Origin of the sequence: Sorangium sp. So ce836, from assembly GCF_028553905.1 — a bacterium.
Lineage (GTDB): Bacteria > Myxococcota_A > Polyangia > Polyangiales > Polyangiaceae > Sorangium > Sorangium cellulosum_D.
Genome location: NZ_CP102233.1, coordinates 14,498,591 through 14,515,590 on the forward strand (window position 1 = coordinate 14,498,591; position 17,000 = coordinate 14,515,590).

Here is a 17,000-nt window from a genome sequence, read left to right on the forward strand (position 1 = left end):
ACGTGCTCGACGACCGGATGCAGCTGCGACCGCTCATGGTGCCCGGGGAGCTATACATCGGCGGGATCGGCCTCGCGCGCGCGTATTTGAACGATCCCGCAACCACCGCGGATCTATTTGTAACTAGCGGTGCAACCGGGGAGCGCCTCTACCGTACCGGCGATTTCGGTCGGCTCCACCAGGACGGCACGATCGAATTCCTCGGTCGCAAGGACCTGCAGGTCAAAGTGCAAGGCTTCCGGATCGAGATTGGTGAAATCGAATCCGTGCTCGTGCAGCACCCCTCTCTCTCGGCTAGTGTGGTAGCAACTCGAGGTGAGGCACTTGGGGATCAACGCCTGGTCGCCTACGTGGTCCCGCGGCTTGGGGAAGCGCCGACGCCGACCGCCCTGCGCGGCTTCTTGGCCGAGCGTCTGCCCGCGTACATGATCCCATCCGCGTTCGTGCACCTCGACGAACTGCCGAGGAGCCAGAATGGTAAGGTCGCGCGCGATCGGCTGCCCGACGTCAACGGCTCGAGGGAAGCGGGGCGAGGGACGGCGGTGTCCGGAGCGTTTTCGTCGGCGCTCACCCGCGTTGTCAGCGTGGTAGAGCGCGTGCTCCGGGTCGATCGCGTCGATTCAAGTACAAACCTGTTCGACCTCGGCGCTGACTCGATCGCGCTGATTCGCATTGCAAATGGCATCGAAGCGGAGCTCGGTGCGCGCGTTCGCATCGCGGCGATGTACGATCACCCGACCATCGAGGGGCTTCTCGCGCTGCTCGAGAGGGAGGGCGCAGTGCCGGCGGAGCCGACGCGCACGTCCACGTCGCCGCGCGACGCCGCGGTCCTAGTCGCTCGCGAGGATGTGGCGCGCTTCAAGCAGCAGCGGCCCGGCTTGCGACACTTCGGCGACGAGCGCGCCGCGATCGTGCTGCCGTCCGACGAGCCGCCCGGCAAGGAACGCGAGTACCTTCACAAACGACGTAGCGTTCGGCGGTTCGCGTTGAAGGCGCTCCCGCTCAGGAGCATCGCATCGATGCTATCTTGTCTCCGTGAGACCAAACTGGACGGGGGGCCGCGCCGTCTTTACGCGTCCGCAGGTGGATTGTATCCCGTGCAAACGTATCTACATATGAAACCAGGCCGCGTCGAGCAGATCGACGGCGGTATGTATTATCACGATCCGATCACACACCGGCTCGTGTCGGTCGGGACATCCACCGCCATCGATCGGCACATCCACGACCCCTTCGTGAACCGCTCGACGTTCGACGAAGCTGCCTTTTCCGTCTTCCTTGTCGGCCGGATGCATGCCATCGTCCCAGTCTACGACGAGCACGCGGAGCGATTCGCGACGCTTGAGGCAGGGCTGATGGCGCAACTCCTCGATCTCTGGGCGCCGGAGTACGGCATCGGCCTATGCCACATCGGCGCGCTCGACTCCGATGGCGTGCGTGACGCTTTTGAACTCGATCCGAGCGACGTGCTGCTCGCCAGCTTAGTTGGCGGCGCCTCCGAGGCATCCGCGGAGGTCGCCGGGACCGCGAGCGCTCCAGCAGAGGACGCGTCGGCGAGGGCCGCACGCCTGCTCCAGCAGGTCCGCTCGATGTCGCCATCCGAGGCCACCACGATGCTGCGTGCGCAGCGGCGTGACGTAGGGAGACGACCATGAGTGAACCGATCGCGGGGCTCGCTGATCTGTCGCCGGAGAAGCGAGAGCTCTTCCTGTCGCTCTTAGGCGAGCAAGGCATCGATCCCGACGAGGTGATCCTCCCGATCCAACGAAGCGCGTCAGGAACACCTGTGTCGTTCGCACAACGGCGGATGTGGTTCCTCCAGCGGCTCCGACCGGAGAGCCCATTCTACAACGTGCACGCGGCGCTCCTGCTGCAAGGCGCACTCGACGCCGATGCGCTCGAGCGATGTCTCCGAGCGCTCGTCGAGCGGCACGAGCTTCTGCGAAGCCGTTTTCCGGCGCAGGGCGATGAGCCTGTGCAGGTAGCCGACCGAGACGCCGACATCGGGCTCGAGCGGAGCGATCTCTCCTCGCTCCCATCCACGGCGCGCGACGAGGCGGTCCACCGCCAGGTGGAGCGTGTGGTGCTCGCGCCGTTCGACCTGGAGCGCGGTCCGCTCCAGCGCTCACTACTATTAAAGCTCGATGGCAGGCAGCACGTGTTGGTCTTCGCGACGCACCACGTCGTCGCCGACGGCTGGTCACTCGCGCTCTTCATCCGAGAACTCGCGGCGCTCTACACCGCGACGATGCGCGGCGGACCCGCGCCGCTGCTCCCGCTATCGGTCACCTACGCCGACTACGCCCACTGGGAGCGGCGCCGGCTGACCGGCGAGCGCGATCGGCGCCTCCTCGCCTATTGGCACGAGTGCCTCGCCGGGCTTGGCGACGAGAGCACGATCCCGGGCGATCGACCCCGACCGGCGCTGCCGGCGCTCCGTGGCTCGGCGCACGAATTCGTGATCCCCTCCGATATCGCACGGGCGCTTCGGGCACTCGCGCGAAGTCGGCGTGTGTCGTTGTTCGCCGCCCTGCTCGCGTCTTTCTTCGTCGTGCTCGCACGCGGATCCGGCAGGTATGACGTTGCCGTTGGCACGCCGGTCGCGAACCGCAGCCGCAAGGAGCTCGAGGACGTCTTCGGCTGCTTCGCGAACACGCTCGTGATTCGCGCCGATCTCGGTGCCGATCCATCTCTGGTGAACGTCATCGATATCGTGGCACGCGCGGTGGCCAACGCTCAAGAGCACCAGGAACTCCCGTTCGAGCGCATCGTCGACGCGCTGCGCCCCGAGCGCCGACTCGATCGTCACCCAATGTTCCAGGTCCTCTTTGCGCTGCAGCAGCACCCACTACGCCGGGTCGCAATCCCGGGCCTCATGATCTCCGATTTCCCGTTCCAGAACCGCGTTTCACGCTTCGATCTGGAGGTGCATGTCTGGGAGGTGGACGATGGCGGACTACGAGGTGTCCTCGTCTACGACACCGAGCGCTACGACCAGAGCACCGTCGAACGCGTCGCGCGCTGGTACGGCTCGACGCTCGCCTTTCTCACATCGAACGTCACATGCAGGGTGACCGAGGTCCCGCTGCACACGGCCGACGAGCGGAGGACTCTCCTCGCGCCCGCCCTCCGCGCGCGGACCACCTGTGGCGTCGCCACATCGCTCATCGAGCACCTCGAGGCTCGCTCCAACTCCAGCGCTCCCGCAGTAATCTGTGGTTCGAAGCTGTTATGCTATGGTGATCTCCACGCCCGCATCCGGCGCATCTCCGACCGGCTTCGTGAAGTCGGAGTCCCCGCGGGCGCGGTGGTCGCGACATGCCTCTCTGCGTCATCGGCATCGGTCGTCATCCCTTGCGCCATCCTCGCCGCGGGTGGCGTTCATCTCCCGCTCGATCCGGCACTCTCGGCCCGCCGCCGCCGCGGGACCGCCGAGCATGCGGGCGCGGCCTTCTTGGTAGTGTCGGCCGATCGCGCCGCCGAAGCGCAGGGTTTCCGAGGCGCAGTGCTAGTCCATCACGGAGACGCGGAGCTCGAGCAGATCACGCCTCGGGGTGGTGGCCAGGTCGGCACGCATGAATGCGCGGGGTGGCTCCTGCCCACGGCTGAAGGTCTTGTCCACCTCGACGAGTCTGCCGTCCTGGCGCGCGGCGGCTGGCTCCGCGACGCACTCGGACTGTCCGAGGCAGATGCGCTGCTGCACGGGGCGAGCCCGGCGAGTACCGCCGCGGTCTGGGAGCTCGCCGGCCCACTGATCGCCGGTGCCCATGTTGTCGTGCCGGAGAGCGCGCGCTCACAGGAACCTCGCTGCACGGTGGTGCACGTCGCGGCTAGCGATTTCCTCACGGGTTCGGCGCTTGGCAGCGATGCACCGCGGTGGATCGTCTGCTCGGGCGAGGCGCCCGATCCGGTCATTACCGCTACACGCAGCGCGCTCCGCTCCCGCGTGGTCCACGTCCTCGACCTGCCGGAGACTGGGCCGGTCGCCGCGCGTTTGCTACGCGCGGCGGGCGTTGCAGCGCCATACGTTTTCGAGAGCGCCGCCAGTGCCCTCGTCGTGCTTGACGAGCGAAGGCGGCTCGCGCCCATGGGAGCTGAAGGCGATCTCCACGCCTCGGGCACTGCGCTCGCGCGCGGCTACCTCAATGACCGCCGTCGCACGGAGGAACGATTCGTCACGTCGGCGGAACCCGAGCTCGATAGAGGTCGTCTGTTCCACCTCGGATGGCGCGGTCGACAGCACGCCGAGGGACGAATCGAGGAGCGGCGGAGAAGCGCGCGCGTCGACTGGCTAGGATCGCGACACGTCGATCTAGAGAACGTAGAAGCGGTGCTCTGCGAACATTCGTCAATCGCCGATTGCGCCGCGGTGATTCGCATGCGCGCGAATGGCCTCCATGAGCTTGCGATTTACTACGTCGCCACACGTCCCGTGACAGCGACAGAGCTGCAGCGCTGGGCTGACGAGCACGCCGATGAGATCCCTGCGCCGCGCACATTCTTCGAGGTCGCAGTGATTCCGGTGGATCAGTCGGGCGAAATTGACGCGAACGCCGTGCGAGTCTTACCGTCGATTACGCTCGAGGTCGAAACGCGTTGGGAGGCCGAGGCACGCGCGGCGCTCACGGTCGAAGAGGTTGAACTTGTGCGACGCCCAGTCGCCCCCGACCCTCCGTCCCTTAACCGTGAACGCCTGCTACAAATCTCGCAGAGTGCGTATGCAGCGGCACCGGAGCCTACACAGCACGCTAGGCCGATGGCTTGCGCGGCGACGCCGCCGCTCTTCACAACCCATCTAGCAGAGACGCTCGCTGACGCGCTGCTGCGCGTTGCCGACGCGCAACCGGACGGCGGCATCGCCGTGCTCGCGTCGGACGGTGCGTGCACGCGATGGTCATTCGGGGAGCTCGTCGAGCGCGCGCAGCGTGTTCACGCCGGGCTCCGAAGCTGGGGGGCGCGGCCCGGCGAGATCCTCATATTTCAGCTCGAAAACGATGGCGAGATCATCGAGGCACTGTGGGCCTGCGCGCTCGGAGGCATGGTGCCGCTCGTGTTGCATGCGCCCGCGAGCTTGGACGCCGACGGTCCTAGCATCGCTCGCCTGTTGCACGCGCATCGGTTGATAGGCGGCCCGCGCGTGATCAGCCGACGCGACAGCGCCGTCGAACTCGCGGCGCGCCTCCGTCACGACGGCGCCGAGACGAGCGCCGTCGTGACGATCGAGGAGTTGCGGACCGCTGGGGGGAAGGCGTTCATCCATCGCGCGCGTCCCGACGACCTTGCGCTGCTCAGCCTCACGTCGGGCACGACTGGCCGCACCAAATGCGCAGAGCTGACCCATCGCAATCTGCTCGTACGTCTCGAGGGGGCAAACGTCGCGCTCGGCTCGGCCCCAGGTGGCCGCACGCTCAGCTGGCTACCGCTGCACCACATCGGGGCCATGGCCGACTGGCACATCCGCCCTGTCTGCGGCGGCATGACGGCCTTCCACGCGCCATCCACCGAGATCCTAAGAGATCCACTCCGCTGGCTCGACTGGCTCGAGCGCCACCGCATCAACGAAACCTGGGCGCCAAACTTTGCCTATGTGCTTCTCGTCGAGCGGCTACGCGCGGCGGGTCACCGTCGATGGGATCTGAGCGGCGTGCGCACACTCCTGAGCGCGGGCGAGCAGATCGCACCCGAGATCGTCGCTGAACTGATGGAGGCGCTCCAGCGCTCCGGCGTCGAGCGCGACGCGTTCGTACCAGCGTGGGGCATGACCGAGCTCGCCTCGGGGGTCACTTACGCCCGCGGACGCGCTGGGCAACCCGCGATCACGCACCGGATCGACCGGTCACGGCTGCAGGGCCCAATCTCACGCGTCGAGCCCGACGATCCCAGCGCGCTTGCGGTCATCGAGGTTGGTCCGCCGATCGCGGGTGTCACCGTCCGCGTGGTAGACGCGAGCGAGGTCGTGCTGCCGGAAGACTCCATAGGCTTCATTCAGGTCCGCGGCCCGGTAGTATTGCCGGGCTATTACGGCGATTCGGAGGCCACTTCGACGCTGATCACTGCCGACGGCTGGCTCAACAGCGGGGACTTGGGCTTCCTCTCCGACGGACGTTTGACGATCACGGGCCGCGCGAAGGAACTCGTAATCATTAACGGCGCAAACTACGCGTGTCACGACATCGAGACAGAGGTCGAGCGGGTCCAAGGCGTGGACCGCTCGTGGACGGCGGCGGTCGCCGTTTACGGTCACGCCGGGCGCGGCGACCAACTCGCGGTATTCTTCGTCCCGGAGGCTAACGTCACGCCGGCCCCGCCCTCGCTGCTCTCCGCGATCCGGAGGCGGGTACTCGACAAACTCGGGCTCACGATCGCTCACCTCGTTATGCTGCAACGCGAGCAAGTTCCGAAGACCGACATCGGCAAGATTCGCCGCGCCGATCTAAGATCGTGCTTCGAGCAGGGAGATTTCGAGAATGAAACACAACGGATTGCGGGGCAGAGCGGCCGCCCAGCATCGACGATTTCCATGATCCACCGTCCCGTGTTCCGGAGACGCCACACCGGAGCGATCTCTCGCACGCGCGGCGTCCCGGTCATCATCGTGGTGGATCGCTCTGGGCTCGGCGACGCGTTCGCGAGTCGCCTCATCGAGCGCTTCGACGCTCCCGTGCTAGTTGAGACCGGCGTCGGGTTCGCTCGTCTCGGCGATCAACGCTTCCGTGTGGACGTTCAGGCAGCCGAGTCGTGCGACGCACTTTTCGCCACGCTGGGCGAGGACGGCGCGCGCGTCAACGAGGTGCTCTACCTCCCATCGTACGATGTCACTCACGACGTGCCGATCGAGCAGGTCAACCGCGAGGTCACGCGCATCGCCGCGCTCTCGCAGGCTCTCGTCGGCTTCGAGCGGCTCGGCCGAGGGTCGGGCGTCCCGATGCGCCTCCGGGTGATCACGCGCCGCGCGCGAGCCGTGATCGACACCGACGCTCCGTGCTGGCCGGCCGTGATTCTGCCCGCGGCCGCCGATGCGCTCGCCTCAAGCACGGGCATCCCGAGGATTAGCTCCATCGATCTCGACGGCGCCCAACTCGATGTGGACGCAAACGACCTTTTAAGCGAACTGTCAACCGGCCGCGCCGTGCCGAAGGTAGCCTATCGGGGCGGTGAACGCTGGATCGGAGGACTCGCACGTGTTGACCCGATCGCGGAGCCGCCGAGTCCGGAGCGCCTCGATCCCGACGGCGCCTACCTGCTGATCGGTCGGCCCGAGGACATAGACAGCGCCTTCGTGGGCGCAATGCGGAGCCGCCTCCGGGCGCGCGTGATTCATGCCGGGGACGTCGACGTGGCCGAGCGCGGCGCGCTCGAGCGCCGTGCCGCGGTCCTGGAGTCGGATCTGGGAGCACCGCTCGCGGGCATCCTATACTTCGATCCTGCGACGCGGTCCTCCGCATATAGCACGATCGGCGACGTGGCCCTCCAGTGCGCCCTTCTCGGCATCGACGAGCTCCACCGCGCCCTCGCCGCGCGCCCGCATACCGCGCTCGTCGTCATCACGGGAGCTTCCGCATCGCTCGGGGGCGACGCTTGGGCAACTGCGCATTTTGCCGAAGCGATGTGCGACGCACTCTCGCATCATCACCGCGCTCCAGTGCTCCTGCAATCCTGGTCGCAACCGTGGTCCGACGCCGATCGCGCCGCTCTTCGATCCACTGCGCTCGCGTGCGTCATGCGTGGCCTGCCGCGCGTCCTTCTCGGACTCGACGAGCGCACCCCAGCTGTGCGCCGGAGTCTCGCACTCCCTCCGTGGCTCTTTGAGTCGCACGCGCTGCGCCTCTCCGGCGCCGATGGGCGTGCGGCTCCGAGCTCCCTCACTCTCCTGGATCATTTCGGCTCGCCGATCCGACTGCCCGTCGAGCGGAGAAACGAGACCGATGCGCAAGCCGCCACGCTGGACGCGACCTGGAGCGCCTTCGAAAGGACGATTGCGGCCATCTGGCGCACGCTCCTAGACGCGCCGTTGGTCGGGCTTGACCACAATTTTTTCGAACTCGGAGGGGAGTCGATCCTCCTCGTGCGCTTGGCCGCGGCCCTCCGTGACCAGTTCGACAGGGAGGTTCCGCTCGTCGACCTGTTCGCGAATCCGACCGTACGGCAGCTCGCGGCCTATCTCGCACGCGCTGAGGTCGATCCTACCGACCTATGCAGCGCGTCGACTACGCCGGTGCAAACCATTGAACGCCGGATTTCCGCGATTGAGCGCGGACGAGCCCGTCGCCGGGCGCAGGAGAATGAGGAGTAACGCCCATGGAATCGTCGGATCAAACGAAGCGCGCGGCGGAGGGGCCGAATGACGTCACCGCGATTGCGGTCGTCGCGATGACGGGGCGCTTTCCGGGCGCATCGACCCTAGACGCCTACTGGCGGATGATTCGCGATGGGAGGGACGCGTTCTCGACCTTCACCGACGAGGAGTTGCTCGAAGCCGGCGCCGTCCCGGCATTGATCCGCCAACGCGACTACGTACGCGTCGGCGCCGTACTGGATGGTGTCGACCTGTTCGACGCCGCGTTCTTCGGGTGCACGCCTCGAGAGGCCGAGATCCTCGACCCGCAGCACCGCATCTTCCTCGAGTGCGCTCACGAGGTGCTAGAGCAGGCCGGGCACGACCCCGAACGCTACGCGGGACGAATCGGCGTGTTCGCGGGCGTCAGCATGAACACCTACTACCTCGAGCGCCTCGTCGGCAACGAACAGCTGCGGCGGGCAGTCGGTGATTTCCAGCTGTCGATCGGTAACGACAAGGACTTCCTACCCACGCGCATCTCATACCGGCTGAACCTGAAGGGGCCGAGCATCGCCGTGCAGACGGCTTGCTCCAGCTCCCTGGTCGCGATCCACTTGGCGTGTCAAAGCCTGCTTAACGGCGAGTGCGCAATGGCACTCGCCGGTGGGGCCTCGATCTCGGTGCCGCAGACACGCGGCTACCTATACCAGGAGGGCGGCATCGCCTCGCCCGATGGGCACTGCCGCCCATTCGACGCCACCGCATCCGGTACCAACCGAGGCAACGGTGTTGGTGTCGTCCTGCTCAAACCATTGGCCGAAGCGCTCGCCGACGGCGACCCCATCCGCGCCGTGATCCGCGCGTCGGCCATAAACAATGACGGCTCGGCCAAAGTCGGGTACACGGCCCCGAGCGTCACCGGACAGGCGCGCGTGATCGCGGAGGCCGTCGAACTCGCGGGTGTCCCGATCGAGTCTATCGGCTACGTTGAGGCACACGGCACGGCGACGCCGATGGGTGATCCCATCGAGCTAGAAGCGCTCACGAGATCGTTCCGCAGGTACACCGATCGTGTCCGCTTCTGCGCGATCGGCTCGGTCAAGGCAAACATCGGTCACCTCGACACGGCTGCCGGCGTTGCTGGCTTTATCAAAACTGTGCTCGCGATCGAGCATGGCGAACTACCCCCGAGTGCCTATTTTACCGCACCTAACCGACAGATCGATTTCGACAATACCCCATTTTATGTGCCCCGCCACCCATTGCCATGGAACTCGAGCAGTAGCCCGCGACGGGCGGGAGTGAGTTCGTTCGGCATAGGCGGGACCAACGCGCACCTCATCCTCGAAGAAGCGCCTCCGCGGGCGCCTTCACGCGCGACGCGCGGCAGCGCGCTCGTGGTGCTGTCAGCGCGAACCGAGCCGGCCTTGCGCTCCCTATCGGCATCGATAGCCAACTGGCTCCGTCGGCACCCGGAGGCATCGCTCCACGACATCGCCTACACACTGCACGCCGGACGATCGATGCTGCCGGAGCGCCTCGCACTGGTATCCTTGTCTGCCGCCGACGCCACGCGAGCTCTCGACGAATGGCCGGAACATCGCGTGCTGCGCGGGCGAACCGACGCCCGGGCACGCAGCGTCGCCTTCCTCTTGCCCGGCCAAGGAGTGCAGCGGCTCGACATGGGGCGCGAACTTTACGAGACGGAGGAAGTATTCCGCGAAGAGCTGGATCGATGTGCGGCGCTCCTCCAACCGGACGTGGGGATGGATGTCCGCCGCGTTCTCTGGCCCCCTTCCGAGGAGCGCGCACAAGCCGAGGAGTTGCTCCGGCAGACCCAGATTTGTCAGCCCGCGCTCTTCGCCGTCGAGTATGCGCTCGCGCGCTTGCTGATTTCGTGGGGCGTGCGGCCATCCGCGATGATTGGGCACAGCCTCGGAGAGTACGTCGCGGCGTGCCTCGCCGGCGTCTTCTTGCTGCCGGACGCGCTCGCGCTGGTTTCAGCGCGCGGCAAGCTCATGGGCGCCACACCGCCAGGTGCGATGGTCGCAGTGGCTTCCCCGGCCGAGGCCGTCGAACCGCTTCTCTCTGGTGGGCTCGTGATTGCCGCCTACAACGCTCACGATGCCTGCGTCGTCGCTGGTCCTCTAGGAAGGATCGACGCGTTGCGTTGTGATCTCGGTCAACGGGGGATTGCGTTCAATGAGTTGCGTGTCTCTCACGCCTTCCACTCCTCGATGATGGAGGGCGCTGCAGCGCAGTTCGAAGGACGGGTACGCGCCGTCGCGCTCCACGCGCCGGCGATCCCCTTTCTCTCCAACGTCACCGGTGGGTGGATCCAACCGGAGGAGGCGACATCGCCCGTCTACTGGGCGCGCCATCTATGCGCTCCCGTGCGCTTCGCTCAAGGACTCGGACAACTTCTCGAAAACCCGAGCCACTTGCTCCTTGAGGTGGGGCCCGGTCGCGCGCTCGCCCGATTGGCCGCGCGCCATCGACGCGCCCTCTCATCGACCGTGTCGCTCTCCACCCTCGGTGTCGCGACGGATGGCAGCGCCGAGCGCGACCGCGTCCTTGGAAGCCTCGGTCGCCTCTGGATCGAAGGCGCTGCGCTCGATCCCACAGCGCTGCACCGCGGGCGCGATCGCCGCAGGCAGGCGCTTCCGACCTATCCGTTCGAACGCCGTCGTTACTGGGTAGACGCAGCGTCCCCGTTGTCCACGGAGCCGCCCGCGCCGCGCGCCTCCGAGAGCACCCCGCCAGCGCCCCCGGCCGGCTGGTTCTACGTGCCTCGATGGCGGAGGACGCCGTTGCGACCACGCCCAACGATCACGCCCGAGCGCGTCCTAGTGCTGACCGCGGGTTCTATCGGTGCCCGGATCGCCGAGTTGATGCGACGTCGGGGCCACGACGTCTCGACCGCGGAGCCCGGCGGCGGCTTCGCGGAACTTTCCGCCGGCCACTATCGAGTAGAGCCGCACCAACCGGCGGGTTTCGAGCGCCTCCTCGGCGCGCTTAAGGCCACCCCGCCGCAACAGATCATCCATGCATGGACGGCCGACGACGACTTCGAGGGTGATCTCAACGCCACCGAGCGCGCGCAACGCCTCGGTTTCCACAGCCTCCTCGCCCTCGCGCAGGCGCTCGGCGCCCGACGTGCGCCGTCGCCGGTGAAGATCGTCGTGCTCTCCACGAACGTTCACGCCGTGAACGAGCGTGGCAAGGTCCACCCTGCCAAGGCCACGATCATCGGGCCGATCGACGTTATTCCGCAGGAGCTGCCGGGCATCTCCTGCCGGCTTGTGGACGCAGACCCGCCGCCGGACGGTCCCGAACTCCACGCCTGGTACGAACGAATCGCCGAGGAACTCGCCTACGAGACACCGGAACGCATCGTCGCTCGGCGCGGCGAACTCCGCTGGACGCGCAGCTTCGAGCGCGTTGACCTCTCCGCTTGCAATAGCTCGTCGCCGCTGCGCCACCACGGCGTCTACCTCATCACCGGCGGGCTCGGTGGGCTCGGCCTCGCCATCGGCGCCCACCTCGCGCGCCGCGCCTCCGCGCGTCTCGTCCTCGCGACGCGCTCTCCCTTCCCACCCCGTGAGAGCTGGCCCGCGTGGCTCGGCGCGCCGGAGTGCGTGACGCCCGATCGCATCACGGACCTGCTCCGAGCCGCCGAGGACTGCGGCAACGCCGCGGTCGGTGTCAGCACGCGCATGTGCCACCCGGATCTGGATCGGCGCCTTCACGCGCTTTGCGCGAGCCACCTCTATCACTTCCTTTTCCCGAGCTCGGCGTCGCTCGCGCTCGGCGGTGCGCAGGCGGAGGACGACATCGCGTGCCGCCTCGGTCTTCGACCCGAGTTCGCGCGATTCTTCCGCTTCATGCTCGCGAAGGTCGAGGAAGCTGGCTTCGTCCGGCGCAGCGGCGATCGCGTCGAAGGGTTGATCGTGCCCGCCGCCGTCACGTCACCCTCCGCGCTGAGCGCGGAGCTGCTCGCGGACCACCCGCCTATGCGTCCCCTCGTCGAGCTGCTCGAACACTGCGTGGCCGGCTACTCCGCCGCGATTTCCGGGCGGATTCCAGCGATTTCGGTCCTGTATCCCGACGGGCACCAACAGCCCACGGACTTATCGCCCGAAGCGTTTGAGTGGAGCACTATTAGAGCGTGCGTCGCAATGCTCACCGAGTTCGTCGACGGCTTCCTCGCGCGCACACGTGGCAAAACGATCCGCATCCTCGAGGTTGGCGGCGGTTCTGGGCTCCTCCTGCGCGCCTTGCAGCGCAGCCTCGCCCGTTACCACGTCGAGTACCACTTTACGGACGTCGGCCCATCGTTCGTCCGCGCGATGGAGCGCGCTGCGACGGCCGAAGGCTTGCGCTTCGTGAAGACCGGCGTTGTCGATATCGCCCGCCCGCTCGACGAGCAAGGCTATACGTCGGGCTCGTTCGACCTGATCCTCGCCGTGAACGTGGTGCATGCGACGCCGCGCATCGACGCCAGCCTGACCAACCTCGCGCGCGCGCTCGCGCCGGGCGGCGTCCTCGGCCTCGTCGAGAGTGTGAAGCAGCAGCCGTGGGTCGACATGATCTGGGGCCTCGCAGACGGCTGGTGGACTTTTGAAGACGGGCTGCGCACGCGCTCACCTCTGCTCGACACCGAGATATGGGAGCGCGTGCTACGCGATGCTGGTTTCGAGCACGTATTTGCGCTGCCAATGGACGCCGGGCGCCGCGCCATGTGGGACACGGGCCTGTTCCTCGGCCAACGCTCATCACTTACCAGTGCAGCGCAGCTACCGGCCGACCGTGCTGCAGTTCAGGAGCAGATCCGCGGCGTCCAAACCATCGAAGCCGCCGGGGGCGAGGTGCTCGTCGTCCAGGCAGACGTCGCGAACCCCAACCGCATGCGGGAGGTTCTCGCCGAGACAAAGTGCCGGTTCGGCGCGCTCCACGGCGTCGTACACTGCGCGATGGTTCTCGACGATGGAGTGATCCAGCGCGAGACGCCGGAGGCCGCTGCACGCGTTCTGGCCCCCAAGGTCCGAGGCACGATGGTCCTCGACTCCCTCCTGCGTGACGAGCCTGTTGATTTTATCGTCCTCTGCTCGTCGTTGAGCGCCATCATGGGCGCCATCGGCCAGGCCGACTACAGTGCCGCGAGCGCGTTCCTCGACGCGTACGCGCATGCACGCCGAGATCACGCTGGGCGCCGCACCGTATCCATCGACTGGGATCGCTGGCTTGAGGTGGGCGCCGCGAGGCGCCTCGGCCTCGGTGACCGAGCTCCGCGGTGGCTCGCGCCCTCCGCCACGCCCGACGGCGAGCGCGTCCATACGCTGCGCCTCCGCGTCGCCGACGCCTGGTGGCTCCGCGAGCACCGAATCCAGGAAGTGCCGACGCTTCCAGGCACCGCTTACCTCGAGCTCGTACGTGCAGCCTTCTCCGTCGAGCACGGCAGCACGGAGCTGGAGATCCGTGATCTCGTCTTCACGAACCCGATGACGGCGTCCAACGACAGCGAGCTGGAGATCCACGTCCGCCTACGCCCGCGCGGAGGCGTGACCGCGTTCGTCATCGAGAGCACGACACGGTCGACCGACGCCCCGAACGTACGCGTCCATGCGACCGGCACCGTTCGTGCGCTAGAGCCCGGTGATCCTCCTACCGAGACCACGATCCACGACATCGCCACTCGCTGCGGCTGGTGCGACGCAGCATCCGAGGCCGACCCGGAAATCAGCTCGCGCGTCATTGCTCCGACGTTCGGCCCACGCTGGTCACGGCTCCGCTGGCGGCGCGCGTTCCACGACCTAGAGGGGCTCGCGCGCATCGAACTACCGTCCGATCTCGTCGGCGACCTCGAGAACTCTCCGCTGCACCCCGCACTGTTGGACGCCGCGACCGGTTTCGCTTCACTCCCCGCCGGCGACTACATACCGCTCTCGTACGGCCGCGTCTGCATTCGTGCGCCCCTCTGTGAACGAATTTTCAGCCACATTCGCCTGCGCGCGAACGTGGGCTCGGTCCAACAGCTCGACGTCCGCATCATCGACGAGTCCGGCCGAGAGTTGATCACTATCGACGAGTACACGCTACGTCGCGTGAGCGTCCACAGCCACGCCGTCGACGAGCCCGCGAGGCGCCTCGTGCTCACGCGCCCCGGCGACCTATGCTCAATTAAGTTTCGCGTGCTGGAGCGCCAAGTCCCAGGGCCTGGCGAGGTCGAACTCCGTGTGATCGCCGCTGCGCTGAGCTTCAAGGACGTGCTGATCGCCCTCGGCGCACTCTCCGATCGACCGGCGTCGGATGAGCTCACGCTCGGCATCGAGTGCGCCGGTGTCGTGACCGCCGTCGGCCCCGACGTACACGATCTTGCACCCGGCGATCACGTCGTCACCACGACAACCGGCGCTTTCGCCACGCACGCGCTCGCACCGCGCGCACAGGTCTTCCGCAAGCCCGCCTCGCTCACTTTTGAGGAAACGGTCACTCTCCCAGTCGCCGTCACTACGGCGTGGCACGCGCTCGACCACCTTGCGCGCCTGAGAGCTGGCGACCGCATTCTCATCCACGCCGCAGCCGGCGGCGTCGGCCTGGCCGCCGTACAAATCGCGCAGCGCCGGGGCGCCGAGGTCTTCGCTACCGCTGGAAGCGACGAGAAGCGTGCCTACCTGCGTTCGATCGGCGTGGTGCACGTTATGGACTCACGATCGCTCGACTTCGCCGATGAAGTGCTCGCGCACACCGGCGGGCACGGTGTCGACGTCGTGGTCAACTCACTCTCCGGCGAGTTCATCACCCGTAGCCTGGAGGTGCTGGCGCCCTACGGCCGATTCATCGAGCTCGGAAAGCGCGACATCCTTGCCAACAAGTCGCTCGCACTCGCCCCCTTCGATCGGAGCCTCTCGTTCTGCGCTATCGAGGTCGGCCCCGCAATGCCCGGGTTTCCGGCTCTCCTCCAAGAGGTGCTCGATCGCGCCGATCGCGCCGATCTCGTACCGCTCCCCCGAACGGTGTTCCCGTTTGAACGCGCTGTGGATGCTTTCCGGCACCTCGCCGGAGCACGCCACATCGGCAAAGTCGTCCTCGCCATCGCGGAGTCGCCTGCCTTAAACCAATTGGCTCCGCGCGCTACAGCCCATGCTCAGGCAGAGCTTGGCATTCGCATCGCGGAAGGGGTCGAGGCCTTCGACCGGATCCTCTCCTCCACGTTCCCCCAAATCGTGGTCTCGACTCACGGTCTACACGCCCGAATTGCGGAGCTCGAACACCTCCGGATCTCCTCGTGGCACCCGCAATTGGTGTTAGCCGACCGCACCGCCGGCCCCCGGCCATCAAGATCCTCCATCGCCGCGCGCCGTGACGCACCCGCGACTGAGCTGCAGTGCGCGATCGCGGCGATCTGGCGGAGCACCCTCGGCCTCGACGAGATCGGTATCGATAGCGACTTTTTCTCACTGAATGGCGACTCTCTCCTCGCCATTCAAATGTTGAGTCGCGTGCGCAACGAGATCGGGCTCGACATCCCCGTCTCCAGCTTCTTCGCGAACCCGACCATTCGCGCCCTCACGCACATTGTGGCGCCGATGTTGCCCGAGCCCGAACGCACGACCGTGTGGCGGAGTCTGGTTCCTATCCGCGCGGAGGGGCGAAATCCGCCGTTCTTCTGCGCGGCGCCGCTGCTCGGCGTCGTGTTTCCATATTTTGAGCTCGCTCGCGACCTAGGTTCGAATCAGCCATTCTACGCGCTTCGACCTCCCGGCCTCGAGGGCGAAGCTCCGCTCGAGAGCGTCGAAGATCTGGCGCGCATTCACGTGCGCGAGTTGCTTGAGATGGCTCCGGAAGGTCCATATAACATTGGGGGATGGTCATTCGGATGCGTCGTGGCATTCGAAATGGCCATCCAGCTTGAGACTGCCGGCAAGCGGGTCGGTCTTGTCGCGATGTTCGACTTTCCTGCCCCGATATCGTGGGAGCCAACCGTCGTCGACTCGCTCCGATTCCTCGGACGTTCCGTCTTTCGAAATTACGGACCGTATATCCGAGATTATTTGTACTTCATGGTGCGAAACTATGAGTCTACACTCGTCACAGACCGCTCGTTCCGTCCTCTCAATTGGATCGGCACGGTTCTGCGCGACTTCGTTGAACGCTCCGCACTCACGGAAGTGGTTCCTCGAGACTCCCGTCTTCTGCTGCTCCAGCAGCCAGGGATCCGACCGATGCTGAAGCTCGCCCAAGCACATCAGAGAGCTATGATGCGCTACCGACCTATGGGCAGGCTGAAGCAGAAGATCGTCGTATTCCGATGCGCTAACCAGGGGATCGCCCTATCGCCAGACCTCGGATGGGGCGCACTTTCTGAGGGCGGCATCGAGGTGATCCCCACAGCCGGCGATCACATGACGATGCTGCGCGCCCCGCACGTCACCGGGCTCGCTGAGGAGGTGCGACGCCGGATCCAGCCCATCCCGACAGGCACACGGGCGACGCGATCGTCGGTTCAGATCTTGGATCCGCCCGGAGTCGACTTGCCCTAAGGCTTCAAGCCGCGCAAGCAGACCGACCGCGACGTGTCAGCGGAGGCTCCGCGTCAGCTCGAATACGACCAACTGACCGAAGCTGTGGCTGAAAGTAGCGGATCAACCGACGTGTGAATCGGATGAACTTTAACACCCATTTTGGAGATCGACGGCTAGCTCAGCCACAATTGAATGGT

Annotated in this window: 3 protein-coding genes (1 of these 3 cut by a window edge); all 3 read left to right on the forward strand. The window is 66.4% G+C overall.

What is annotated here, in order from left to right; all coding sequences use genetic code 11:
* Tightly spaced (at most 5 nt apart), the 3 genes in view from NQZ70_RS52905 to NQZ70_RS52915 form a layout consistent with a single transcriptional unit that may run on beyond the window.
* Positions 1-1,655 carry the end of a non-ribosomal peptide synthetase/type I polyketide synthase gene (locus NQZ70_RS52905; RefSeq protein ID WP_129581020.1) on the forward strand. It extends 8,941 nt beyond the left edge of the window, so 1,655 of the gene's 10,596 nt are visible here — the last part of the coding sequence; its start codon lies beyond the left edge, outside the window; its stop codon occupies positions 1,653-1,655.
* Positions 1,652-8,293: a condensation domain-containing protein gene (locus tag NQZ70_RS52910; protein WP_129581021.1), complete on the forward strand. Its 6,642-nt coding sequence runs from the start codon at positions 1,652-1,654 to the stop codon at positions 8,291-8,293. Before NQZ70_RS52905 ends, NQZ70_RS52910 begins: the two co-directional genes overlap by 4 nt.
* 5 nt (positions 8,294-8,298) lie before the next feature.
* Positions 8,299-16,821 carry a type I polyketide synthase gene (locus tag NQZ70_RS52915; RefSeq protein ID WP_129581022.1) on the forward strand — a complete coding sequence of 2,841 codons (8,523 nt, stop codon included), beginning with the start codon at positions 8,299-8,301 and terminating at the stop codon, positions 16,819-16,821.
* Positions 16,822-17,000: the final 179 nt, after the last annotated feature.